This is a genomic window from Arthrobacter dokdonellae, assembly GCF_003268655.1.
Taxonomy (GTDB): Bacteria; Actinomycetota; Actinomycetes; order Actinomycetales; family Micrococcaceae; genus Specibacter; species Specibacter dokdonellae.
The window spans coordinates 255,813-279,052 of record NZ_CP029642.1 but is presented as its reverse complement, the minus strand read 5'-3'; the positions used below and the strand labels follow the sequence as shown (position 1 = coordinate 279,052).

Genomic DNA, 23,240 nt, shown 5'->3' with positions numbered 1-23,240 from the left:
CGTGCCCTCATTTGGATGAAAGTCACATAATGCCAGCGCAATATGCTTCCCATGATATAAAAGTTTAATGACTCAAGTGGCTGCAGAAACCGTTGGTGTAATGGTCCGGGACGCGCGCAATGACAGGGGCTGGACCCAGCTGGAGCTCGCGGCGCAATTGGGGACCAGCCAGAGCGCGGTGGCGCGCATGGAACAGGGCAAGCAAAACCTGAGCCTGAAGATGATCCAGCGCATGGAATCCCTGCTGGGCAAGCGCATTGTCAACGTCGGTGGTTCGCCCAAGAACGTGGTGACCCACCTGCGTGTGCACGGCGGCCGCGAACTCTCGGGCAGCGTGGAGGTCAACTCCAGCAAGAACGCCGGCGTGGCCCTGCTGTGCGCCAGCCTGATCAACCGCGGCACCACCACGCTGCGCCGTCTGGCCCGCATTGAAGAGGTCAACAGGATCGTTGAACTCCTGACCAGCATCGGCGTCGAATGCCGGTGGCTCAACGCCAACGACCTCCAGATCCGCCGCCCTGCGGTGCTGGACCTGGCCGCCATGGACGTTGAAGCCGCGAAGCGCACCCGCTCCGTCATCATGCTGCTGGGTCCCCTGCTCGACCAGGAGGACGTCTACCGCATCCCCTACGCCGGCGGTTGCGACCTCGGCACCCGCACCGTGGAGCCGCACATGCAGGCCCTGCGCGAGTTCGGCCTGGCCGTCACGGCGCACAACGGCTTCTACCAGGTGCAGGCGCCCGTCAGCGACGGCAAGGACCGCACCTTTGTGCTGACCGAGCGCGGGGACACGGTCACGGAGAACGCCATCATGGCCGCCACGCACCGCGAGGGCACGACCGTGATCCGCAACGCCAGCCCCAACTACATGGTCCAGGACCTCTGCTTTTACCTGCAGGAACTGGGCGTGCAGGTCGAGGGGATCGGCTCCACCACGCTGACCATCCGCGGCAGGTCCCGCATTGACGTGGACATTGAATACGCCCCCTCCGAGGACCCCATCGAGGCGATGAGCCTGATCACGGCGGGCATTGTGACCAAGTCGGAAGTCACCGTCACGCGCGTGCCCATCGAGTTCATGGAGATCGAGCTGAAGGTCCTGGAGCAGATGGGCTTCCACTACCTCAAGTCCGCCGAGTACACGGCCCGCAACGGCAAGACCCGCCTGGTGGACATCACCACCCTGCCCTCCGAACTGCATGCGGCACCGGACAAGATCCACCCCATGCCCTTCCCCGGGCTGAACATTGACAACCTGCCGTTCTTCGCGGTGATCGCCTCCTGCGCGGAGGGCACCACGCTCATCCACGACTGGGTGTACGAGAACCGCGCCATCTACCTCACGGAGCTGAACCGCCTCGGCGCCGGGGTGCGACTGCTGGACCCGCACCGCATTGACATCAAGGGCCCGACTGCGTGGCGGGCCGCGGAGATCGGCTGCCCGCCGGCCCTGCGCCCCGCCGCCTGCATCCTGCTGGCCATGCTGGCCGCCAAGGGAACCAGCGAGCTGCGCAACATCTACGTCATCGAGCGCGGCTACGAAGACCTGGCCGAGCGGCTGAACACCGTCGGCGCCGAGATCGAGTACTTCCAGGACTAAGTCCCAAAGTACGACGGCGGACGGTGACCTTTTGAGTCGAAAGGTCACCGGCCGCCGTCGTACCCGTTGAGGTTGGAGATCACGACGCCTCTTCGTCCCTCAGAGGCGTCGTGATCTCCAACCTCAACGGCCGGATCGGTGGTGATCTCCAACCTCAACGGCCCGATCGGTGGTGATCTCCAACCTCAACGGCCCGCGTTTCAGATGGCGGCGAGCGCCTGTTCCAGGTCCTTCTTCAGGTCGCCCAGATCCTCCAGGCCCACGGAGAGGCGCAGGACGCCGTCGGACAGGCCGATGGCGGCACGGCCCTCGGGCCCCATGGCCCGGTGCGTGGTGGTGGCCGGGTGCGTGATCAGCGACTTGGTGTCGCCCAGGTTGTTGGAGATGTCGATGATCGCGAGGGCGTTCAGCAGCTTAAACGCGGCGTCCTTCCGGGTGCCGGAGACCGGTTCGGCCAGTTCGAACGTCAGCACGGTGCCGCCGGCCTTCATCTGCTTCCTGGCCAGGTCATATTGGGGGTGCGATGGCAGCAACGGGTACTTGACCCAACTGATCTGAGGCTGCGCCTCCAGGAACTCGCCCAGGGCCAGGGCGCTGGCGCACGACGCATTCACGCGCAGGCCCATGGTTTCCAGCCCCTTGGTCAGCACCCACGCGTTGAACGCGGACAGTGCCGGGCCGGTGTGCCGCATCAGGTTCTTCACGGGCCCGTCAATGAACTCCTTGGTGCCCAGGATGGCGCCGCCCAACACGCGGCCCTGCCCGTCAATGTGCTTGGTGCCCGAGTACACCACGATGTCCGCGCCAAAGTCGCCGCAGCGCTGGAGCAGGGGCGTGGCGAAGACGTTGTCCGCGACCACTTTGGCGCCGGCGGCGTGGGCCAGTTCGCAGACGGCGGCGATGTCCACAATTTCCTGCATCGGGTTCGACGGCGACTCAAAGAACACGGCGGTGGTCGGCACGGACAAAGCCGACCGCCACTGGTCCAGGTCCGGTCCGTCCACAAACACGGTCTCCACGCCCCAGCGGGGGAGCAGCTCGTTCAGGATCACAAAGCAGGAGCCAAACAGGGAGCGCGAGGCCACCACGCGGTCACCGGCCCCCAGCAGGGCACCCAGGGCCGTGAAGACGGCGGACATGCCGGACGCCGTCGCAAAGCACGCCTCCTTGCCCTCAAGCAGGCGCAGCCGCTCCTGGAACGTGGCCACGGACGGGTTGCCGTAGCGCGAATACACGAAGCGGTCCACCTCGCCGGTGAACGACTGCTCGGCGTGCTCGGCGGATTCGTAGACGAAGCCGGAGTTCAGGAAGAGGGCCTCGGAGGTCTCCTGGAAGTTGGTCCGGTCCAGCCCGCCGCGGACCGCCTGGGTGTCTTCCGCCCAGCTGGCGGCGTGGTCGTTAAAGTTACTCAAGTGCGTGTGTTCCTTAGCTTTGGCAGGTGGTGCCGGGGTCACCGGCGTGGGACGTGCCTACTTCCAGGGCAGGCTGCGGTTCTTCCAGCCGTTGACGACGCGGTCGCCGTAGCCGTCGGGCACGCCCTCAAAGCCCTCGAGCACATTGAACGCCGTGTATCCGGCGGCAGTGGCGGCCTGCGCGGCGGCAACGGACCGGGCTCCGGAACGGCACAGCACCACCAGTTCCCGGTCGGTGGGCACGGCTGCCCGCAGCTCGGACACAAAGGCAGGGTTCGGCTCGCCCGAGGCAAGGTTCCACTGGATGAAGACGGCCTCCGCGTCCAGGGCGGAGACGTCCGGCACGCCAATGTGGGCCCATTCGCCGTCGGTGCGCACGTCCACCAAAACGGCGCCGGCGGCCACCTTGGCCCAGGCCTGGGCGGGCGCCACATCGCCGGCGTAGCTCACGCGATGCCCTCGCCGTCGAACTCTTCGGGGTCTTCCAGCCGTGAGACGGCGTGGGCGACGGCGGCGTCCGAGGAGGCCACGGCGTGCGGGAGGATGACGGCCTGGGCACAGATCACGGACGTGCCGTTGAACGTCACGGCGGGGCCGCCGTGCAGGATGTAGCCTTCCGCCAGCGCGGCGGAGATCCGCTCACAAAACGAGCTGTCGTCCGGGCCGGTGATCAGCCGGTAGGGCAGCGGGGCTTCTTCAACGCTCATGTGTACTCCTCAGTGCAGGCGGCGGCCGCTGCAAGCGGGTACCGGGCGGTGGAGGGGCCGTGGCAACCGGCACACCGCGGGGCAGTTCGCGCTTGCAAGCCGCAGCCGTTGGTTTGGCAGGGTTTGCCGAGTAGTCACCTGAGGCACCCCGCCGACACAGAGGGTTGCCGTCCAGCAAGTCAGGGCTTGGCGCTGGCACTCGTTACTCACAAGAAAAGTAACACATGGCTGGCGGGCACGGCCCATGGGGCCGGGGAAATGTGGCGCTGCATGACTTTTCCAGCAAAAGGACGGCCGGCAGGGGCAGCCCCGTCCGCCCGGCCGTGCGCCCGCCCCCTCCGCCCGGCCGTGCGCCTGTAGCCTAGGGCGTGCGGGCCAGCAGCGCGCTGAGTTCGGCAGTCAGCCGCGCGCGGACGTCCGAGGCGCCAATCTCCGTGCCATCGATGCTGTTGACCGGCGCGAGCAGCCTGATGCTGGACACGAGCCAGACGGCATCGGCGTCCAGCAGGTCCGCCGGCACCAGGGGGCCGTAGCCCAGCTCCCAGCCGGCTTCCCTCGCCGCGGCAAACAGGGCGCCCTGGGTGGTGCCGGGCAAAATGCCGCTGTCCAGGTTGGGGGTGATGAGCCGCTTGACGGGAGCGCCGCCGTCGTCCGTCACGTGGGCCAGGAGGACGGACGACGTCGGCCCCTCCAGCACGTGTCCGTCGCTGCTGGTGAAGATCACGTCATCCGCGCCCTGGGCGTGGGCGTGGCGCAGGGCCGCCATGTTAACGGCGTAGGAAAGCGTCTTGGCCCCCAGCAGCAGCCACGGCGCCCGGTGCGCCACGGTGCTGTCATAGCCGCGGTCCAGCAGGATCACGTCCAGGCCCCGGGCGCGCTGTTCGGCCAGTGCCGGGGAAACGGCGGTGGCCTGCACCCAGGCGGTGGGGGTGTCCGCGCCCTCGGGCCCGCGGGTGGCGATGAGCTTGATGACAACGTTGGTGTTGCCGTGCTCGTCCGGGACCTGGGGAGAGGCCTCGGAGAAGGCCGCGACCGCCGTCGCGATGGCCCGTAGCCAGACGGCGGCTTCGGGGACCTCCAGCCCCATCGACTGTGCGGAGGTGGCCAGCCGGTGCAGGTGGGCCTGCACCTTGCGGGGTTCGCCGTTGACGGCCAGCAGGGTTTCAAAAATGCCGTCGCCGCGGGTGACGCCCTGGTCGGTGGCCAGGAGGGCCGGAACGCCGGCGTCGACGAGGCGGCCGGACGGGTGTGCGGGGTCCAAAAACACCAAAACAGTCATGGATCGAGCTTAGTGCCCGTGCTTTGGGCGTCCGTCGGGTCTAGCGCGGCGCCACCGGTACCGGTCGAAGGTGAAGGAGCGGGCAATGCCCGTCAGGCCCGGCGATCCGTCTGCGTTTGTCCGGGGCAACGGTGAATTTTCCGCCCCCGGCGTTGGCCATGCCAGCCGGTAGGCTAAGTAAGGTCACTTGACGCGCACATGGCGCCACCTGAGGAGGCACCGCTTGATCTGGACAGCGTTCAGCCTGCCCAACGGACCCGCATGGCTCTCGGCCCTGCTGCTGCTGGCGGACATGTGCATCCGCATTGCCGTGCTCGGCATCATTCCCGGCAACCGCCGCCCCACCACTGCCATGGCCTGGCTGCTGTGCATCTTCTTTCTGCCGTACATTGGCCTGATCCTGTTCCTTATGTTCGGCAACTTCCGGCTGTCGCGCCGCCGCCGGGAAATGCAGGAGGCCGTCAACCGCCGCGTCGTTGAAGGAACACGGGAGATCGCCGGGCAGGTGACTCCGTACGACGGTCCGTCCTGGATCAACCAGGCCGTGGAGCTGAACCGGAACCTGGGCTTTTTTCCGGCCCTCGGCGCCAATTCGGTGGAACTGGTCAAGGGCTACCAGGAGTCGCTGGACGCCATGGCCGTGGCCGTCAACGAGGCCCGGGAATACGTCAATGCCGAATTTTACATCATGAGTTCCGACGCCTCCACCGACCGGCTGTTTCACGAACTCGAGGCCGCGGCCGCACGCGGCGTCAGGGTCCGGGTGCTCTTTGACCACATCGGTTCGCTGCGGGTGCCCGGCTACCGGGGCATGATCCGGAGGCTGAAGGCCAGCGAAATCCAGTGGCGCCGCATGCTGCCGCTGCTGCCTGTCAAGGGCCAGTGGCGCCGCCCGGACCTGCGCAACCACCGCAAGATCCTGGTGGTGGACGGCCGCGTCGGCTTCACCGGCTCGCAAAACGTGATTGAGCCGTCCTACCGCAGGAAGGCCAACGCCAAGGTGGGGCGCAAATGGGTTGAGCTCATGGCGCGGCTCGAGGGGCCGATTGTGGGCACGCTCAATGTCATGTTCGCCACGGACTGGTCCAGCGAGACCGAGGAAAACCTGGAGTCCCAGCTCGCCACCCACCACTGGGACTCGTTCGACGGCGGCGTGCTCTGCCAGGTGGTGCCCAGCGGACCCGGATTTGTCACGGAAAACAACCTGCGGCTGTTCAACACCCTGCTGTATTCGGCGGAGGAACGCATCACCATCTCCAGCCCGTACTTCGTTCCCGACGACTCCCTGCTCTATGCGATCACGACGGCGGCCCAGCGCGGGGTGCGCGTGGAACTGTTTGTCTCGGAGAAGGGTGACCAGTTCCTGGTCCACCACGCCCAGCGCTCCTACTACGAGGCACTGATGAAGGCAGGCGTGAAGATCTTCCTCTACCCCAAGCCGCTGGTGCTGCACGCCAAGCACTTCACGGTCGATGCGGACGTGGCCGTGATCGGCTCCTCCAACATGGACATGCGCAGCTTCTCCCTGAACCTGGAAGTGTCCGTCATGATGATCGACCAGGACGTGGTGCAGGCGATGCATGCCGTGGAGGAACAGTACCGGAAGGTGTCCCGCGAACTTCACCTGCACGACTGGGTCGCCCGGCCCATGCTGGCCCGCTACGTGGACAACGTGGCCCGCCTGACGGCCACGCTGCAATAGGTTCCGCCGCTCCTGCCGGGGGACCGGCCGGTCAGCCCGGGAACCCGGCTCCCAGCGTCGACAGCACGCCGTAGGCCTTCGCCTGGATCTCCTGCCACTCGGCCTCGTCGTCGGAGTCGGCCGTGATGGCGCCGCCGACGCCCAGCGAAAGGTGCGTGCCGGCGTCGGCCGTGTCTTGGAGGACAAGGGTCCGGATGGTCACGGACAGGTCCATGGCGGCGTTGAGTGAAAAGTAGCCGATGCCGCCGGAGTAGATGCCGCGCGGGCCGGCCTCCAACCCGTCGAGGATGGCCATGGTGCTGATTTTGGGTGCGCCCGTCATGGAGCCGGCGGGGAAGGCGGCGGCCAGGGCCTCGGCGCGTGAACTGCCCGGCGCCAGCTGCGCCTCGATGGTGCTGACCAGCTGATGGACGGTGGCGTAACTTTCAATCTCGCACAGCCGCGGCACGGTCACGGTGCCCGGCACCGCGCTGTGGGAAAGGTCGTTGCGCAGCAGGTCCACGATCATCACGTTCTCGGCCCGGTCCTTGACCGAGATGGCCAGGTCGGCCTTGAGTGCGGCGTCGACGGCGGGATCCGGGTCCCGGCGCCGGGTGCCCTTGATCGGCTCCGCGCGCATCAACCCGGCCGCGTCAATGCGCAGGAACCGCTCCGGGGAGGTGCTGCACACCGCCGTGCCGCCGAAGCGGAGGAACGCTGCGAACGGCGCGGGGCTGCGCCGGCGCAGGGCACGGTAGCAGTCCCAGGCGTCCAGCCCGGACGGTGAGTGCGCCTCGAGCTGCGTGGTCAGGCAGATCTCATAGGAATTGCCCTCGCGGATTTCGTTGCGGCTCGCCGCGATCATGGCCTTGTACCGCGGCTCCCCGTCGCGCAGCGTGAAGGCCGGGGCGGGCACGGGCTGTCCCGGCGGATCCTGATTTTCCCGGGGCAGCGCGGCGACGGCGGCGCGGACGTCCTGGACCCACAGGGCGGCCTCGTCCGCGGAGGCCGGGTGGTTGGCTTCGGCCAAGGTGAGCAGGAACAGGCATTTTTCCTGATGGTCGACGACGACGGCCCGGCCCGCGAACAGCAGCGCGGCCGTGGGCGGCGGGGGCGGGGTGGACGGGGCCGGGGCGCCGGTTTCGGCTCCAGTCCCGGCGCCGGTTTCCGTTGTGGCTCCGCCGGTTTCGCTTTTAAGTTCGTAGCCCAGCCAGCCCAGCCAGCCGAGGGTGAAGTCGCCGGGGTAGTGGCCTGGGGCGCGCACGGCCCTGCGGCCCCACACCGTGTCCAGCCAGCGGAAGAACGGGCCGCGGATCCTCGCGGTCACCTGCCCGGAGACCACCGTCGTGGTTCCGCCGTCGTGCGTGGCGGTGCGGCCAAAGCTGCCGGAGGCATCGGCCATGATGGAGAACCGCGAGCGGCGGGCCTGGTCTGTGCCCGCCTGCATCGTGCCCGCCTGCCCTGCGATGGAGCTGTCCAGCCACACGGCGTCCGTGGACGCGCCATACAGGGCGGCGAAGAGCGCGGGCGCAGGCGGGTAGGCGGCCACGCGTTCGGCGCAGAACTGCAGTCCGCGGCGCCGGGCAAGTTCCGGGGCCAGCAGTGTCTCCAGCGCCGGCAGCCCAGACAGGGCCGAGAGCAACCGCTCCGGAACATCTGCCACGCCCCGCGAACCGTCCACCACGATGTCCGCCGCCGCCGCCACGTCCCCGGCGGCAAAAAGCACGTCCTCCTGCGCGGCCCACCGGTCCCAAAAAGGCGTGTACGCATCGCCGTCGCGCTCCAAGGCACGGCGCCTGCGCTGCGGTGCCGGCGCATCCACCCAGACCACCACGTCGAGCATTTCCCGGGCGGCGGCATGGGCGGCGCCCACCCCTTCCACCAGCACGACGTCGGCCACTGCGGTGGTGCGGGAGCCGGCGTCGTCCGCGGCGGCCCACGTTCCGGAGTCCCAGTCCCAAGGGGTCCAGTGCGCCGTCCGGCCTTGGGCGAGCGGCGCCAGGACCGCCGAGCGGTAGCGTTCGACGCCGTCGGACAGCCCGTCCCAGCCGGGGTAGATGTCCTCGAGATGGAACAGGGAGACGGTGCGGTGGCGGCGCAGCAGGGCGGCCAGTTCCAGGGCGACGGTCGTTTTTCCCGCGCCGGAGCGCCCGTCGACGGCGATGATCACCGGCCGGGTGGGCCCAGTGCGCCGGGGGCCGGGCTGCGAGCTTGCGGCCAGTGGGAGGTGCCGGGGATCAGCCACGTGCGGTGCCGTGGGAGGTGGCGTGCGCCAGGATGCCGGGGATGGCGGCCGAGATCAGCTCCCAGCTGGCCTCAAAATCGCTTTCGTCCCCGTACCAGGGGTCATAGATGCCCTGCCGGTCGCTGGACGAGCCTGCCAGGGCCGGATCAAAGGAGCGCAGCAGGCGGACCTTCGCTGCCGCTTCGGCGTTGGGGGCCAGGGCGCGCAGGGCCGCAAGATGGTCCACGTCCAAGGCAAGGATGAGGTCATGGTCGGCAAACCATGCCGGATCGAATTTGCGGGCCTCATGGCCGCCGGCGGCGACGCCGTGGCGCGTCAGCGTGTCCACGGCACGCGGATCCATCGGGTTGCCGACTTCCCACGCCGTGGTGCCCGCCGAATCGACCTCCACGTTGAGCCCGGCCGCCGCGGCTGCGTCCGCGAGCATGAATTCGGCCATGGGCGAGCGGCAGATGTTGCCGGTGCAGACGGTGATGATCCGGTACGGATTGCTCATGGGGCCAGTCTATCGATGCGCGGGTGCCCACTCAGAACGGCGGGTGCCCATGCAGTGCAAGGGGGCAGGGCGGCCCATGACGCCTAGACGACGGCCAGCAGGATGCCGACGCCGATGAACAGGATGCCGAAGATCTGGTTCAGGATCAGCTGCCCGTGCTCGCTGGTGGTCAGGTGTTTGAGCTGTTTGGCCCCGGCCGCAAAGATGAACCACATGACGACGATGTCAATGACCACCACTGTTGCCGTAAGGATGACGTATTGCGGCAGCAATGGCCGTTCCGGCCGGATGAACTGCGGCATGAAGGCCAGAAAAAAGACGATGGCCTTGGGGTTGAGCAGGTTGACCCACAGCCCGCGGCGGAACATGGAGAACCCCGGTTCGAAAATGCCGGGCGCACCGTCCGCCGTCGGCTGCTCGGCCTTGGCCAGCAGCTTGCGCACGCCCAGGTACACCAGATACGCGGCGCCGACATACCGGATCAGGTGGAACAGGAACGGCGAGTTGGACACGATGATGCCCACCCCGGCGGCGACGATGACCACGTGCACCACGAGGGCCAGCTGCTGTCCCAGCACCCCCCAAAGGGAGCGCCGAAAACCGGACGTCAGCGCGTTGGACATGGTGTTGATGGCGCCCGCGCCGGGAGTCAGGCTGATCATGGCGCCGGCGCCGGCGAGGGCCAGCCACAAGGAGAATTGCACCAGCCAAGCTTACGGCGCGCAGCCATGGAACGGCTTGCTGTCCAGGTGGCGGGCACGCGGCGCTTCACCATCACGGCGCCGCGGCGCTACGGTGTAGCTGTGAAGAAGCCCTCCGTCCTGTTTGTATGTGTACACAACGCCGGCCGGTCCCAGATGGCCGCCGCCTATCTCACCACTTTGTCCGACGGGGCGATCGAGGTCCGTTCCGCCGGCTCCGAGCCCGCGGAGTCGGTGAATCCGGCCGCCGTGGCGGCCATGGCCGAAGACGGCATCGACATGTCGGCGGAAATCCCCAAGGTCCTGACCATGGACGCCGTGCGGGAGTCCGACGTCGTGATCACCATGGGCTGCGGGGACACCTGCCCGGTCTTTCCGGGAAAGCGCTACGAGGACTGGGACCCGGCCGATCCCGCCGGGCAGGGCGTTGATGCCGTCCGCCCCATCCGCGACGTCATCAAGGGCCGCGTCCGGGCACTGGTCGCCGAGCTGCTGCCCTGACGTCCCGGCTGCCCCGTTCCCGCCCGTTCGCGCCTGCGCTCTGGCCCGCGAACTGGATGCCTCCCCTGGACCTGGAAACCTAGGCCCCGCGGCGCAGCGCCCGCTCCATGCCGCGGTCCGGCACCAGCCAGATGGCGGCCACCACGGCGTAGGCGGCCAGCCCGAAAGCGGGCCAAACGAAGGTCAGCGCGCACCCTGCGATGTAGATGGCCGGGGAGACGCGGGCCTTGACGTTCTTCCCCAGGGCTCTTGCCAGCCGCCCGCCCGGGCCCTGCTGCCGCACGAACCCCGCCTGCAGAACGGCGTATGCCACGGCCGCCAGCAGCAGATTGACGCCATAAATGAACACCGGCACCGTGGCGAATCCGGATTCATCCATCCACCGGGTCATGAGCGGCACCAGCGACAGCCAAAACAGCAGGTGCAGGTTGGCCCACAGGATCCCGCCGGTCACCTCATCGGCCAGCTTGATCATGTGGTGGTGGTTGTTCCAGTAGATGCCGATGTAAATGAAGCTCAACAGGTAGCTCAGCAGGGACGGCAGGAGGGAGGCCAGGCCCGCCCAGTCGGCCGTGGCCGGGGTCTTGAACTCCAGAACCATGATGGTGATGATGATCGCCAGGACGCCGTCGCTGAGCGCCTCGAGCCGGTTCTTTTCCATGCGGACTCGGGCGGCTAGGCGCGCGCGATGACCTCGCCGTTCGGCATGAGAAACCAGCCATCCTGCGCGGCGCCCCAGCGGCGCCAGCCCGCGGCCATCCTGGCCAGCCCCTCGGCGTCGGCCATCCCGTATTCCGTGGCCTGCCGGGCAAACGCCGACTTTTCCACCCGGTCCGCCCACACGCCGGAAAGCCAGGCGCGCTCGCTGTCCGTCGCGTAGAGCCAATTGGCGGACGACGGCGTCACGTCCGTCAGTCCCGCGGCCTGCGCCCAGTGCACCAGGCGGCGACCGGCGTCGGGCTCGGCATTGTTGTGCCGGGCCACGCGCTGGTATACGTCCATCCACTCGTCCAGTTCGGGCAGCTGCGGGTACCAGGACATGCCGTGGAAGTCCGCGTCCCGCACGGCCACTATGCCGCCGGGCTTGGCCACCCGGCGCATCTCGCGCAGCGCCTCCACCGGGTCCGTCAGGTGCTGCAGGACCTGGTGGGCGTGGACCACGTCGAAGGTGCCATCCGGGAAGTCGAGGTCGTAGACGTCGCCGGTGTCAAAGCTGAGGTTGGCCAGATGCTGCTCCGCGGCGAGGGCCGTGGCGGCCGCCACCACCTCGGGTGAACGGTCCAGTCCCAGGACCTCGCCGGGTGCAGTGAGCCTGGCAAAGTCGGCCGTGATGGTGCCGGGGCCGGACCCCACGTCCAGCACGCGGAGCCCGTGGGTGAGGTGCGGGATGAGGTAAGCGGCCGAGTTGGCCGCCGTCCGTGAGGCATGCGACCTCAGCACGCTTTCGTGGTGGCCATGCGTGTAGACATCCCCGGTGCCGTTTTCAGAGTTCATAAGTGGGAGTGTATGCCCGGCCAGAGCCGGGCGCCACGCCCGCCCAAACCTTGAAGTGGAGCGCCGTTGGGTGTGAATGGTGCGCCACTCTTAAAGCTGCGCACCATTGGGGGTCCAACGGTGCCCAGGTTCCAGGCGGCGTGGCGCGGTCCCGGCCCGCCGGCGTCGTGCGTGTACGCCCGCAGTGAAAGTTGAGTCATCTTCGCTCAAGTTCATTTGACACGAAGACGTAGCTGAGTAGAGTTGAGTCCAGAACGCTCAATACCCGCTGGTTGAGCGAACCCGCGGCCCACCCGGCCGTGGACTTGTTCACACAGCGCCCCCTGAAAGGAACCCCTTATGTCACGTGCCGTAGGTATTGACCTCGGAACCACCAACTCGGTCATCTCCGTCCTCGAGGGCGGCGAGCCCACCGTCATCGCCAATGCCGAAGGCGGCCGCACCACGCCGTCCGTCGTGGCGTTCTCCAAGGGCGGGGAAGTCCTGGTCGGCGAAATCGCCAAGCGCCAGGCCGTCAACAACATCGACCGCACCATCGCCTCCGTCAAGCGCCACATGGGCACCGACTGGTCCATCGCGATAGACGACAAGAAGTACACGGCGCAGGAAATCTCCGCCCGCATCCTGATGAAGCTCAAGAACGACGCCGAGGCCTACCTGGGCGAAAAGGTCACGGACGCCGTGGTCACCGTCCCGGCCTACTTCAACGACGCCGAGCGCCAGGCCACGAAGGAGGCCGGCGAGATCGCGGGCCTGAACGTGCTGCGCATCGTCAACGAGCCCACCGCGGCCGCCCTGGCCTACGGTCTGGACAAGGGCAAGGAAGACGAACTCATCCTGGTCTTCGACCTCGGCGGCGGAACGTTCGACGTCTCCCTGCTCGAGGTTGGCAAGGACGAGGACGACTTCTCCACCATCCAGGTGCGCGCCACCCACGGCGACAACCGCCTCGGCGGGGACGACTGGGACCAGCGTGTGGTCGACTACCTGCTGAACCAGCTCAAGGTCAAGGGCATCGACCTGTCCAAGGACAAGATCGCCCTGCAGCGACTGCGCGAGGCCTCGGAGCAGGCCAAGAAGGAACTCTCCTCCTCGACCTCCACCAACGTCTCCCTGCAGTACCTCTCCGTCACCCCGGACGGCCCCGTCCACCTGGACGAGCAGCTGACGCGCGCCAAGTTCCAGGACCTGACCAAGGACTTGCTCGAGCGCACCAAGAAGCCGTTCAGCGACGTCATCAAGGAAGCCAACATCAAGGTTTCCGACATTGACCACATCGTGCTGGTCGGCGGCTCCACCCGCATGCCCGCCGTGTACGACCTGGTCAAGGAGCTGGCCGGCGGCAAGGAGCCCAACAAGGGCGTCAACCCGGACGAGGTGGTGGCCGTTGGCGCCGCGCTTCAGGCAGGCGTGCTGAAGGGCGAGCGCAAGGACGTCCTGCTCATCGACGTCACCCCGCTGTCCCTGGGCATTGAGACCAAGGGCGGTGTCATGACCAACCTGATCGAGCGCAACACGGCCATCCCGACCAAGCGCAGCGAGACCTTCACGACCGCGGACGACAACCAGCCGTCCGTGGCCATCCAGGTCTTCCAGGGCGAGCGCCAGTTCACCCGCGACAACAAGCCGCTGGGCACGTTCGAGCTGACCGGCATCGCCCCGGCCCCGCGCGGCGTCCCGCAGGTGGAGGTCACCTTCGACATCGACGCCAACGGCATTGTGCACGTCTCCGCCAAGGACAAGGGCACGGGCGCCGAGCAGTCCATGACCATCACCGGTGGCACCGCGCTGTCCAAGGACGACATCGAGCGCATGGTCCGCGAGGCCGAGGAGCACGCCGCTGAGGACAAGGCCCGCCGCGAAGCAGCCGACCTTCGCAACTCCGCCGAGCAGCTGCACTACTCTGTCGACAAGGTCCTGTCTGACAACGACGACAAGCTGCCGGAAGAGGTCAAGACCGAGGTCAAGGCCGACGTCGAGGCGCTGAAGACAGCACTGGCCGGTGAAGACGACGACGCCGTCAAGACCGCGTTTGAGAAGCTGCAGGCTTCGCAGTCCAAGCTGGGCGAGGCCATCTACGCCGCAGCCCAGGCTGACGGTGCCAAGTCCGACGCCGGTGCCTCCGAGGGCGCCGCATCGGAAGGTGCCGCCGACGAGGACATTGTCGACGCTGAAATCGTCGACGAAGAAGCAGACGAGAAGAAGTAGCCGTGTCTGAATCCGTAAACCCCGAAGAGGGCAAGCCGGAGAACGATCCGGTGGGCGAGCCTGTCGAAACTCCCGGCGAAACCCCGGGCGAGACCTCGGGCGAGACGCCCAACGGCGACGCGCTCTCCCAGGCGGAGGAGATCCTCAACGACGTTGAGGTCCCCGCCGAGGAGTCCGTGGCGCAGGGAACAGACAAGGCCGCGGCCGAAGAGCTGCGGAACGACCTTCTGCGCCTGCAGGCCGAGTACGTCAACTACCGCAAGCGCGTTGAGCGCGACCGGGCAGTGGCGGGCCAGATGGCCGTCATCGGCGTCCTCAATTCGCTGTTGCCGGTGCTTGACGACATCGACGCGGGCCGCACGCACGGCGACATCGTCGACGGGCCGTTCGCGGCCATCGCCGGCAAGCTGGAGAGCGCCCTTGAAACCTACGGGCTGGAACGGATCGACGCCACCGGCGTCCCGTTCGACCCCACGGTGCACGAGGCGCTCATCCAGCAGCCTGGCGGCGACGTCGAGATTGACACCGTCAGTCAGGTGCTGCGCAAGGGTTACAAGTCCGGCGAGCGCGTCCTGCGTGCCGCCCAGGTGATTGTGGCCGTACCGGAATAGTCCCCACGCCCTCCCCGGCCCCGCGCTTGTGGGCCCAGGCTAGGGACCCAGCGGTGGGTGCAGCTTGCCGGACCCCTGGTCCGGCAAGCGGCACCCACCGCGCACCGCATTAAACTTTCAAACTGAGAAAAGGAGGCGTCTTGGCAAGTCAGGACTGGGTCGAAAAGGACTTTTACAAGATTCTTGGAGTGGCCAAAGATGCGTCGGACGCCGACATCAAGAAGGCCTACCGCAAGCTGGCCCGCAAGTACCACCCGGATACCAACCCAGGTGATGCCAAGGCGGAGAAGACCTTCAAGGACGTCTCCGAAGCGTATTCCGTGCTCTCCGACAAGGAAGACCGCGAACAGTACGACGCGATACGCGCCATGGGCGGCGGCGCCCGGTTCAGTGCCGGGGGCGCGGGTGGTCAGGGCGGCCCCGCAGGCTTCGAGGACGTGTTCGGGGACCTCTTTGGTGGCGGACGCGGAGGCGCCCGCCGCGGCTCGCCCGGATTCGGCGGGGCGGGTGCCTCCGGGCTTCCCCCCGAATTTGCCGACCTCTTCGGCAACGGCGGCTTCGGCGGATTCCAGCCAACGCCCACCAAGGGTGCGGACCGGACGGCGTCGACCAGCATTTCCTTTGCCGGTTCCATCCACGGCACCAAGATCGGCCTGCGCGAGCCCAACGGCGAGATCATTGACGTGCGCATCCCGGCCGGAATCAAGGATGGCCAGAAGGTCCGCGTCAAGGGCAAGGGCCAGGCCGGTGCTGCCGGACCCGGCGACCTCATGGTCACCGTCAACGTCAAGCCCCACGACTTTTTCGCCCGCGACGGCAACAACATCCGCATCCACGTTCCCGTCACGTTCCCGGAAGCCGCGCTGGGTGCCGACATCAGCGTCCCGACCCTGAGCGGCGAATCGGTCCGGGTGCGGGTTCCCGCCGGAACACCGTCCGGACGCACCCTGCGGGTCAAGGGCGCCGGCGTGAAGACGTCGAAGGCCTCCGGCGACCTTCTGGTCACCATCGACGTTTCCGTCCCGCAGAAGCTGAGCCACGAAGCGGAGGAGGCTGTGAAGGCCTTTGCCGCCGCCACCGCCGACGGCAACCCCCGCGCGGCCTTGAAGGACAAGGCCAAGCTGTAACAACCCCAACCACCGGAACCGCCACCCCAAGAAAGGAGATCACCATGAATCTTGACCCCTATGCGCCCATCTTTGTGATCTCCGTAGCGGCCGAACTTGCCGACATGCACCCGCAAACCCTGCGCCAGTACGACCGCCTGGGCATAGTGAAGCCCAACCGGGCGCCAGGGCGGTCGCGGCGGTACTCCCAGCACGACGTCGACATGCTCCGCGAGGTGCAGCGGCTGTCCCAGGAGGGCGTGTCCCTGGAGGGGATCCGGCGGATTATGCAGCTGGAAAACCAGGTGGAGGCGCTCCGGGCGAAGGTCAAGGAGTTGGGCGAGCAGCTTGAATCCGTCACGGCGGAGATGGAATCCCGCCCCGCGTGGCCCAACAGCCGCGTCTTCGCCGCCGGCCTGTCCGGCGGGGACATTGTGGCCTTGGCCCGGGGCCAGCGCCCGCGCGCCCGCAGCCAGGCCGTCGTCGTCTGGCGCCCGCAGCGCTGACCAGTCAAGAACCAGCCCGCAATAAACGTCGAAAAACGCCTCGAAATTGCGATTTTTCGACATCTATTGCGGGCCAGTTGTGCCGGGCCGCGAACCAGTCAGCCGCTACTCGCTGAACAGGCCCGCAAGGTCCGTGGCAGTCAGGGCTCCGCCGGCCAGCGAGTCACCGCTCATGACGTCGGAGAACAACTGTGATTTTTTGGCCTTGAGCGCCATGACCTTTTCCTCGATCGTGTCCTTGGCGACGAGCCGGTAGACCATCACGTTCTTCTTCTGCCCGATCCTGTGCGTGCGGTCCACGGCCTGCGCCTCGGAGGCGGGGTTCCACCAAGGGTCCAGGATGAACACGTAGTCCGCCTCGGTCAGGTTCAGGCCGAACCCGCCGGCCTTGAGGCTGATCAGGAACAGCGGCGCGGTGCCGTTCTTGAACTCCTCGACGACGGCGGCCCTGTTCCGGGTGGAGCCGTCCAGATAGGTGAAGGGAATCTCCTCGGCGATGAGCCGCTCGCGCACCTTGCCCAGGAAACCGGTGAACTGGCTGAAGATCAACGCCCGGTGGCCCTCCTTGACCACGTCCTCCAGCTGCTCGAACAGCACGTCCAGCTTGGAGGAGCGCACGCCGGCCTGGCCGTCGTCGACGAGGGTGACGTCCAGGCTGAGCTGGCGCAGCAGGGTCAGCGACTGGAAGATGGTGAAGCGGTTCTTGTTGACATCCTCCAACAGGCCCAGGATCTTGGCCCGCTCCCGCTGCAGGTGGGTCTGGTACACCTTCTGGTGGCGGGCATTGAGCACCACTTCCAGGATCTGCTCCTGTTTGGCGGGCAGGTCCTTGATGACCTGTTCCTTGGTGCGCCGGAGCATCAGCGGCTTCACCCTGGTGCGCAGCTTCCCCAGCAGCTTGGCGTTGCCGTTTTTTTCAATGGGGCGCTGGTAGAACTCGGCAAAGCGCTTGGGGCTGGGGAACAAGCCGGGGGCCACGATGGAGAGCAGGGTCCACAGTTCCATCAGGTTGTTCTCCAGCGGGGTGCCGGTCACGGCCAGCTTGAACGGGGCCTTCAGCTTCCTGGCGCACTGGTAGGCCTTCGACTGGTGGTTCTTCACGAACTGGGCCTCGTCCAGGATCAGCCCGGCAAAGGCCTGCATGCCGTATTCGGCAAAGTCGATGCGGAACAGCGCGTAGGAGGTGATGACAATGTCCGCGCCGGCAAAGAACGCGGCGGAACCGATCCCGCTCTTGGCAAAGGTCTCCGAAACCGTCACCACCTTCAGCCCGGGCGCGAATTTCACGCTTTCACTGGCCCAGTTGCCCACCACGGACGTCGGGGCCACCACCAGGAACGGCAGGTCGTTGGTGCCGCCGGCCTTGACCTGCGTGACAAGCGCCAGCGTCTGCACGGTCTTGCCCAGGCCCATGTCGTCCGCCAGCACCCCGCCCATTCCATGGGTGTAGAGGAAATTCAGCCAGTTGAAACCCTCCCCCTGATACGGCCGCAGGGTGGCGTTCAGCGCAGGGGGGGTGGGCAGCGGGTCCACCGGTCCGCCGTCGAGCAGCCCGGACACCGACTTCCGCCACGCCTCAGCCTGTTCGTCCACAATGCCCAGCTGGGCCAGCTCGTCCCAGAGCCCGGCCTGGAAGCGGCTGATCCGCAGTTCCCCGTCCTTCAGGTCGTTCATGCCGCGGGCTTCGTCGATGAGCGCGCGCAACTCGTGCAGTTCGGGACGGTCCAGGGAGAAGTAGGCGCCGCTGGGCAGCAGCATGCGGCTTTGCCCCGCGGCCAGGGCGGAGAAGACTGCGGCAAAGGAGACGAACTGGCCCTCCACCGTGATCACGATGCCCAGGTCAAACCAGTCGCGCTCGTCCGTGGCATGCGTGGAGATCTTCACGATCGGCGCCTCGGTGACCTCGCGGTAGCTGGCAATGTCGCCGCTGGTCTCCACCGTGACGCCGGTCAGTTCCCGCAGCCGCGGCAGCACGGTCTCGGTGAACGCCATGGTGTCCAGCCCCGTCAGCGTGGCCGAACCGGCCAGCTTCGGCTCGCCCCATGCGCTGTTCGCCGCGACACCCATGCCCGCAACCTCCAGCCACGGCTGGCCCACGCTCTTGACGATGCGTTCCTCGGCACCGGCGTCCCGCACAGCCGATTCGCCCGGTTCCGGCCACAGCGGGCGCGAATTCACGCGGTTGCCCACCTGGTAGTGCCATTCCCAGTGCAGCCGCAGCGTGTGGTCGTCGCCATAGGCGGCCAGCAGGGAAAGTTCCGGCTCAACGTACTCCGGCAGGTCCACCGACTGGTCCGCCGAGACCACCGGCGCCGACTGCTTCAACTGCGGATAGAACTGGGTCAGGAACTTTTCCTCGCCCTCCGCCGGCACGTGCACGGCCTGCTTGCGCAGGGCAAACTCCAGCATCTGGGGCGGCGTCCCCGCGGCCAGCGGTGCCAGCGTGATGGTTCCGCGGACGACGGCGTTTCGCCCCGAGGTGCCGCTCCCCACGTTGGGCAGGGCGTCCGTCTGGTCGCTGAAGAACAGCCCGTGGACCGGGTTGCCGATGGTGCCGACAATGTCCTCGGTGACGGAGGTGCCGCCCACCTCGATCAAAGGCCCCACATCCAGGCCGCCGGCGCCGGCACGGGAAACGTCCAGCTGCACCGTGGCGCCGTCGGAGGAAATCCGCACGGGCTCCCCGGTGCCGGCCTGGACCAGGGCCACGCCGCGCTTGGGCGCGTCCGAGAGCAGCTGCCACAGGTTGCGCCCGGCAAAGTCGTTGACGGCCAGCCACGACGCGGCGCTGCTGTGGCTGTACTGCCGGGGGCTGTGTGAGGTGAGAAACTCGCTGAGCCATTCCAACTGCTCGGGATCGTGCTGGCGCCCGTAGCTCAAATAGCCCAACGTGTTCCAGCTGACGCCGGTCTTGACCCACTTGCCGCGGTTGCCCATGACCACGGGCCGGACATTGAGGATCGGCGCCGACGCCACCTTGCCCCCGTTGCCGCGGTAGGAAAAGCGCGGCGGCGGCAGCTGCAGCTCAAACTGCAGCCCCAGGGCGGGAGTGTCCGCGGACGGGGCGTGCACGGCGGGCGGCATGAGTTCGGCCAGCGACGCCTCCCAGTCGGCGGTTGCGCCGGTCACGTCGGCGGCGGCCCTCGCGGGGTTCACGGCCTTGTTGCCCTTGGCGTTGGCCAGCAGCGTCTCCAGGTAAGTCGGTTCGTGGACGGATTCCTCCGGGACAAAAAAGTCCTGAAAGTTAGGGTCGGATTCGGCGGCCGCGATCAATGCCACGACGTGCTTGCAGTTCTGCCGCACCGGGCAATTGCAGATGCCCACCCGGCAGGCCACCACGCCGTCATGCTCGCGGACCAGCTTGGCCGTGGAACGGTAGGGGGCCGTGCCCATGACCTTGCCGGACAGCAGCCCGGTGGCGGGCTCCAGGGTGACGTCCGTGACCCGGCCGTCGACGGCGTAGGCGCGGCCGGCGGCGATGGAATTTTCGGTGAACTCGGCGATCCGCGTCAAAAGGCGCGAATCGGCGGTGGGATACGTCACGTAAAGTGTCTTCCTGGCGGGCTTGTGCGGCCCCAATCGGGGAACCTCATCTAACCAATCTTAGGCGGGTATGCCCCGCAGTTTCACCCCGGGGCGCTCAGGGGGTCCTCCCGGGCATGGCCGCTCAGGCGTTGGCGCGGTAGGCGCGCAGCAGGATCGCGGCCACGTCCCCGGTGACGTCGGCGGGGTTTCGGAGGCGGACCCTGCGCCGGAAGGCGTCGTCCGGGCGGGTCTTGACGGCCTCCAGCAGCCCTTCCGCCGGTTCGTCCAGGCGCAGGAAAATGTCCACGGCCGACTTGCTGGAGGGCGTGACCTGGGCAAATTTCCGCCGCGGCGTGTTGAGCGAGACGTACGTCTTGCGCAGCTGGACGGTGACCTGGCCCGTGCCGTCCCCGGCCCAGCCCAGCGCCAGCGCTATGACGGCGTCGGCAATGGGCCGCAGCTGCGGCCGGTCCGCATACTGGCCGTCAAGCAGTTCGGCGGCGTCCTTGAGGAAGAAGTCCGGGTAGCCGAACAGTTCCCACATGACGGGGCTTTGCGCGTAGCCTGTGACCCCGTTGTCCGTCAGCCACGCCCGGATGGCGGCCTCCGAAGGCAGCGCCGCATGGCGGACGGCGTCCAGCCACCACGGCACGTCATGCCCGGTCCGGCGAAGCAGCAGCCCTGACATCCAGTCCAGCATTTCCTGCCAGCTCTTGAACCCGGGCTGCGGGGCGTCCGCCATGGAGCCTACCTCCGCCGAAACGTGAGGTCGAAGATGACGCGTCCGGCCTTGTGCGCCTTGTTTTCAAAGCTGGTGAGGATGCGCCCGTCAAAGCGGGGGGCCCAGCCGCCTTCGATGTCCGGCTCATCGCTTTGTTCGCGGTCGACGCCGGTGAGCCGCGCCTGGGTGAGGGGGCTGGCGGAACCCGCGCGTTCGCCGTCGTGCACGTTCTCAAAGTCAGGGGAGGCGGCGCCCACGGCGCGCATTTGCTCGGCGTAGGCGGACCAGTCGGTGGCCAGGCGCCAGAGCCCGCCCGGCGCCAGCACGCGGGACACGAGCGGGGCGAAGGAGTCCTTCACCATGCGGCGCTTGTTGTGCTTGGTCTTGTGCCAGGGGTCGGGGAAGAACACCCACACCTCGCTGACGGTGCCGGCGGGGAGCATGGTGCCCAGGACCTCGGGTGCGTTGGCCTGGACCACCCTGACGTTGCCAATCTCCGCAGCCACAATTTTTTGGATGGTCTGGGCCAGCCCCGGCGTGTAGACCTCCACGGCCAGGAAGTCCTTGTCCGGGCTTTCCTTGGCGGCGTGCACCACGGCCTCGCCCAGCCCGGACCCGATCTCCACCACCAGCGGTGCCGTGCGGCCAAACTCGGCGGCGGCGTCGAAGACGTACTCGGGGTGGACCGACGTGTCCGCGATGTGGCGCGGGACGTCGACGGCGAGGGTGGCGGCGTGGTCGTCCCAGGCCTTTTGGCGGCGCCCCTGCAGGCGCGTTCCGCGCCGCACAAAGGAGACGGGCTGCGTACGGTAGGTGCCCTCCGCCGCCTGGCTGCCGGGCGTGACGGGGCGGGCCGTGCCGTCCTGGCTGCGCGGCGCCTTCGGCGGGTTCTCCGGGGACGCGGGTGCTGGGGTTTCACTCATCGACGTTAAGCGTACCGTCGCCCAGGCGTGCACCGCCGCCGGGCGTTGAGCCTGCCCACGCCTGGACACCGGGCTGCGCCAACCGCATTTCTTTCATGCGCCGGGGCCAGCCTGGCTTTTACACGGGGGGTGCCCTGCGAAGGGCCGGCCCAGGTTTTACGCGCACGCAAGGCTCGCGGACCGGTCCAGCGCAGGCTACGCCGCCGGCTCCTCGGCCAGGTCCTTGCCCATGGTCTCCGGGATGGTGACGACGAACACGGCGCTGACCAGCAGCAGGGCCACGGCGTAGACGCTGAACAGGACGCCCAGCTGGATGGACCCCAGCCACGACTGCAGGTACGGTGCCGTGCCGCCAAAGACCGCCACGCAGATCGAGTAGGGGACGCCCACGCCCACCGTGCGGATGCTGGTGGGAAACAGTTCGGCGTAGACGGCCGGCACAATGGAGGCGCTGCCTGCGATGAAGAACAGCATGACGGACATGCTCACGGCCAGTTCCCAGGGCTGGTCGTTGAGCAGCCAGGTCATGGGAAAGTGCAGGACGGCGGCGCCAATGGCGCCTGTCAACAGCACCTTCTTGCGGCCGATCCGGTCCGACAGCCTCCCCCAGAACGGCAGTGCGGCGATGAACACGACGTTGCCGATGACGCTGGCCCACAAGGCTGCGCCCCGGTCCATGCCAAGGTCGGTGGCCGCATGGCTGGGCGCCACCACGCCCCAGATGTAGTAGACGACGGTCAGGCCGACGGTCAGGCCGATCACCTGCAGGGCCTGCTTGCGGTGGCGGACAATCTGCGGCCAGATCGGGGCGCGCTTGGAATTGGCGTCCTCGCCGGTGAAGACCTCGGACTCATGCAGCCGGGAGCGCATGTACAGCGCGTACAGGCCCAGTGCGGCGCCGACGGCAAACGGGACGCGCCAGCCCCAGGCCTGCATGTCCACCTTGGGCAGGACCAGCGTCATGGTGGCGCCCAGCAGCGTGCCGAAGAGGATGCCGGCGGTGCCGGAGGTGTAGATCAAGGTGGCCCACAGCCCCCGCTTTTCCTTGGGCGCCATCTCTGACAGGTATGTCTGCGACGACGGCAGCTCGCCGCCGTGGGCCAGCCCCTGCAGGAGCCGGGCCACCAGCAGCGTTGCCGACGCCAGCGCGCCCACCTGGGCGTAGCCGGGGGCGACGGCGATCAGCAGGCTGCCGGCCGAGGCCAGTCCGACGGCGAGCGTCATGGAGGACTTGCGCCCAATGCGGTCACCGATCCAGCCGAAAAGGAAGCCGCCGAAGGGCCGGGCGACGAAGCCGACCGCGAAGATGGCGAGGGTGGCGAGCACGGCGGAGGTCTTGTCGGCCTTGCTGAACAGTGCGCCCGCGAGGAAGGGGGTGAACGTGGCGTAGACGGCCCAGTCGTACCATTCGACGGCGTTGCCGATGCCCGTGCCGACCAGGGTCCGCCACACGGGGCGGTGCTTGGTCGACGTGCCGGGGACGGATCCCTGGCCGGTCTGGGGATGAATTGTTGTCTTCATGGG

Annotated in this window: 20 protein-coding genes and 1 riboswitch; of the genes, 7 read left to right on the top strand and 13 right to left on the bottom strand. The window is 67.6% G+C overall.

The genetic code is table 11. The features are described 5' to 3' along the window. The first annotated feature begins 67 nt into the window (after positions 1–67). Entirely contained in the window at positions 68–1,600 is a 1,533-nt protein-coding gene (locus DMB86_RS01275) for a UDP-N-acetylglucosamine 1-carboxyvinyltransferase (protein WP_113716217.1), read from the top strand. Between the two features lie 200 nt (positions 1,601–1,800). On the opposite strand, the gene DMB86_RS01270 is transcribed toward DMB86_RS01275, so the two are convergent. The 4 genes from DMB86_RS01270 to DMB86_RS01255 all read right to left on the bottom strand — a co-directional run bounded on the left by DMB86_RS01270 (position 1,801) and on the right by DMB86_RS01255 (position 4,998). Beyond that, entirely contained in the window at positions 1,801–3,012 is a 1,212-nt protein-coding gene (locus DMB86_RS01270; RefSeq protein WP_113716216.1) for an O-succinylhomoserine sulfhydrylase, read from the bottom strand. Between the two features lie 57 nt (positions 3,013–3,069). After that, the gene (locus DMB86_RS01265) at positions 3,070–3,462 is read right to left on the bottom strand and encodes a rhodanese-like domain-containing protein (RefSeq protein ID WP_113716215.1); all 393 of its coding nucleotides are present in this window, start codon (positions 3,460–3,462) and stop codon (positions 3,070–3,072) included. Further along, positions 3,459–3,719 carry a DUF1737 domain-containing protein gene (locus tag DMB86_RS01260; RefSeq protein ID WP_113716214.1) on the bottom strand — a complete coding sequence of 87 codons (261 nt, stop codon included), beginning with the start codon at positions 3,717–3,719 and terminating at the stop codon, positions 3,459–3,461. The genes DMB86_RS01265 and DMB86_RS01260 overlap by 4 nt, the downstream gene beginning before the upstream one ends. Before the next feature lie 83 nt (positions 3,720–3,802). Further along, a riboswitch (SAM riboswitch) is annotated at positions 3,803–3,926 on the bottom strand. Positions 3,927–4,080: 154 nt separating this feature from the next. After that, positions 4,081–4,998 carry an aminodeoxychorismate lyase gene (locus DMB86_RS01255; protein WP_113716213.1) on the bottom strand — a complete coding sequence of 306 codons (918 nt, stop codon included), beginning with the start codon at positions 4,996–4,998 and terminating at the stop codon, positions 4,081–4,083. Between the two features lie 226 nt (positions 4,999–5,224). Between DMB86_RS01255 and cls the strand changes: the two genes are divergently transcribed. Then, on the top strand, positions 5,225–6,700 hold the full coding sequence (gene cls, locus DMB86_RS01250) for a cardiolipin synthase (RefSeq protein ID WP_418202338.1): 1,476 nt from the start codon (positions 5,225–5,227) through the stop codon (positions 6,698–6,700). A 31-nt stretch (positions 6,701–6,731) separates the two neighbouring features. On the opposite strand, the gene pabB is transcribed toward cls, so the two are convergent. From pabB to DMB86_RS01235, 3 genes are all read right to left on the bottom strand, one after another. Then, entirely contained in the window at positions 6,732–8,849 is a 2,118-nt protein-coding gene (gene pabB / locus DMB86_RS01245; RefSeq protein ID WP_227878796.1) for an aminodeoxychorismate synthase component I, read from the bottom strand. A 67-nt stretch (positions 8,850–8,916) separates the two neighbouring features. After that, the gene (locus DMB86_RS01240; protein WP_113716212.1) at positions 8,917–9,420 is read right to left on the bottom strand and encodes a low molecular weight protein-tyrosine-phosphatase; all 504 of its coding nucleotides are present in this window, start codon (positions 9,418–9,420) and stop codon (positions 8,917–8,919) included. An 83-nt stretch (positions 9,421–9,503) separates the two neighbouring features. Then, positions 9,504–10,124 (bottom strand): LysE family transporter, encoded by a 621-nt coding sequence (locus DMB86_RS01235; RefSeq protein WP_113716211.1) that lies wholly within the window; start codon positions 10,122–10,124, stop codon positions 9,504–9,506. A gap of 153 nt (positions 10,125–10,277) precedes the next feature. On the opposite strand from DMB86_RS01235, the gene DMB86_RS01230 reads away from it, so the two are divergent. Continuing rightward, on the top strand, positions 10,278–10,622 hold the full coding sequence (locus tag DMB86_RS01230; RefSeq protein ID WP_236783389.1) for an arsenate reductase/protein-tyrosine-phosphatase family protein: 345 nt from the start codon (positions 10,278–10,280) through the stop codon (positions 10,620–10,622). 79 nt (positions 10,623–10,701) lie between these two features. Here the strand turns inward: DMB86_RS01230 and DMB86_RS01225 are convergent, their stop codons facing one another. Then, the gene (locus tag DMB86_RS01225) at positions 10,702–11,283 is read right to left on the bottom strand and encodes a TMEM175 family protein (protein ID WP_113716209.1); all 582 of its coding nucleotides are present in this window, start codon (positions 11,281–11,283) and stop codon (positions 10,702–10,704) included. Between the two features lie 14 nt (positions 11,284–11,297). Beyond that, positions 11,298–12,116 (bottom strand): methyltransferase domain-containing protein, encoded by an 819-nt coding sequence (locus DMB86_RS01220; protein ID WP_113716208.1) that lies wholly within the window; start codon positions 12,114–12,116, stop codon positions 11,298–11,300. A 339-nt stretch (positions 12,117–12,455) separates the two neighbouring features. Between DMB86_RS01220 and dnaK the strand changes: the two genes are divergently transcribed. From dnaK to DMB86_RS01200, 4 genes are all read left to right on the top strand, one after another. Next, positions 12,456–14,324, top strand: a complete 1,869-nt coding sequence (gene dnaK, locus DMB86_RS01215) for a molecular chaperone DnaK (protein ID WP_113716207.1) — start codon at positions 12,456–12,458, stop codon at positions 14,322–14,324. A gap of 50 nt (positions 14,325–14,374) precedes the next feature. Then, positions 14,375–14,935 carry a nucleotide exchange factor GrpE gene (locus DMB86_RS01210; protein ID WP_227878795.1) on the top strand — a complete coding sequence of 187 codons (561 nt, stop codon included), beginning with the start codon at positions 14,375–14,377 and terminating at the stop codon, positions 14,933–14,935. Positions 14,936–15,075: 140 nt separating this feature from the next. Continuing rightward, on the top strand, positions 15,076–16,062 hold the full coding sequence (locus DMB86_RS01205; protein ID WP_113716205.1) for a DnaJ C-terminal domain-containing protein: 987 nt from the start codon (positions 15,076–15,078) through the stop codon (positions 16,060–16,062). 44 nt (positions 16,063–16,106) lie between these two features. Next, positions 16,107–16,547: a heat shock protein transcriptional repressor HspR gene (locus tag DMB86_RS01200; protein WP_113716204.1), complete on the top strand. Its 441-nt coding sequence runs from the start codon at positions 16,107–16,109 to the stop codon at positions 16,545–16,547. Positions 16,548–16,652: 105 nt separating this feature from the next. Here DMB86_RS01200 and DMB86_RS01195 read toward each other — a convergent pair whose 3' ends face one another. The 4 genes from DMB86_RS01195 to DMB86_RS01180 all read right to left on the bottom strand — a co-directional run bounded on the left by DMB86_RS01195 (position 16,653) and on the right by DMB86_RS01180 (position 23,237). Next, a complete protein-coding gene (locus DMB86_RS01195; RefSeq protein WP_113716203.1) occupies positions 16,653–20,090 on the bottom strand; it encodes a DEAD/DEAH box helicase in 3,438 nt (1,145 codons plus the stop codon). Between the two features lie 124 nt (positions 20,091–20,214). Further along, on the bottom strand, positions 20,215–20,814 hold the full coding sequence (locus tag DMB86_RS01190) for a DUF5655 domain-containing protein (protein ID WP_227878525.1): 600 nt from the start codon (positions 20,812–20,814) through the stop codon (positions 20,215–20,217). Positions 20,815–20,819: 5 nt separating this feature from the next. Continuing rightward, complete coding sequence (trmB, locus tag DMB86_RS01185; RefSeq protein ID WP_113716202.1) at positions 20,820–21,716, bottom strand: tRNA (guanosine(46)-N7)-methyltransferase TrmB; 897 nt, start codon at positions 21,714–21,716, stop codon at positions 20,820–20,822. A gap of 195 nt (positions 21,717–21,911) precedes the next feature. Next, the gene (locus tag DMB86_RS01180; protein ID WP_113716201.1) at positions 21,912–23,237 is read right to left on the bottom strand and encodes an MFS transporter; all 1,326 of its coding nucleotides are present in this window, start codon (positions 23,235–23,237) and stop codon (positions 21,912–21,914) included. Between the last annotated feature and the right edge of the window lie 3 nt (positions 23,238–23,240).

Excerpts from the sequence above, each read along its gene's own strand:
- DMB86_RS01275 (WP_113716217.1), top strand. The coding sequence starts at position 68 with ATGACTCAAGTGGCTGCAGAAACCGTTGGTGTAATGGTCCGGGACGCG.
- DMB86_RS01260 (WP_113716214.1), bottom strand. The coding sequence starts at position 3,719 with ATGAGCGTTGAAGAAGCCCCGCTGCCCTACCGGCTGATCACCGGCCCG.
- DMB86_RS01255 (WP_113716213.1), bottom strand. The coding sequence starts at position 4,998 with ATGACTGTTTTGGTGTTTTTGGACCCCGCACACCCGTCCGGCCGCCTC.
- DMB86_RS01240 (WP_113716212.1), bottom strand. The coding sequence starts at position 9,420 with ATGAGCAATCCGTACCGGATCATCACCGTCTGCACCGGCAACATCTGC.
- DMB86_RS01230 (WP_236783389.1), top strand. The coding sequence starts at position 10,278 with ATGGCCGCCGCCTATCTCACCACTTTGTCCGACGGGGCGATCGAGGTC.
- DMB86_RS01225 (WP_113716209.1), bottom strand. The coding sequence starts at position 11,283 with ATGGAAAAGAACCGGCTCGAGGCGCTCAGCGACGGCGTCCTGGCGATC.
- DMB86_RS01220 (WP_113716208.1), bottom strand. The coding sequence starts at position 12,116 with ATGAACTCTGAAAACGGCACCGGGGATGTCTACACGCATGGCCACCAC.
- dnaK (WP_113716207.1), top strand. The coding sequence starts at position 12,456 with ATGTCACGTGCCGTAGGTATTGACCTCGGAACCACCAACTCGGTCATC.
- DMB86_RS01200 (WP_113716204.1), top strand. The coding sequence starts at position 16,107 with ATGAATCTTGACCCCTATGCGCCCATCTTTGTGATCTCCGTAGCGGCC.
- DMB86_RS01190 (WP_227878525.1), bottom strand. The coding sequence starts at position 20,814 with ATGGCGGACGCCCCGCAGCCCGGGTTCAAGAGCTGGCAGGAAATGCTG.
- trmB (WP_113716202.1), bottom strand. The coding sequence starts at position 21,716 with ATGAGTGAAACCCCAGCACCCGCGTCCCCGGAGAACCCGCCGAAGGCG.
- DMB86_RS01180 (WP_113716201.1), bottom strand. The coding sequence starts at position 23,237 with ATGAAGACAACAATTCATCCCCAGACCGGCCAGGGATCCGTCCCCGGC.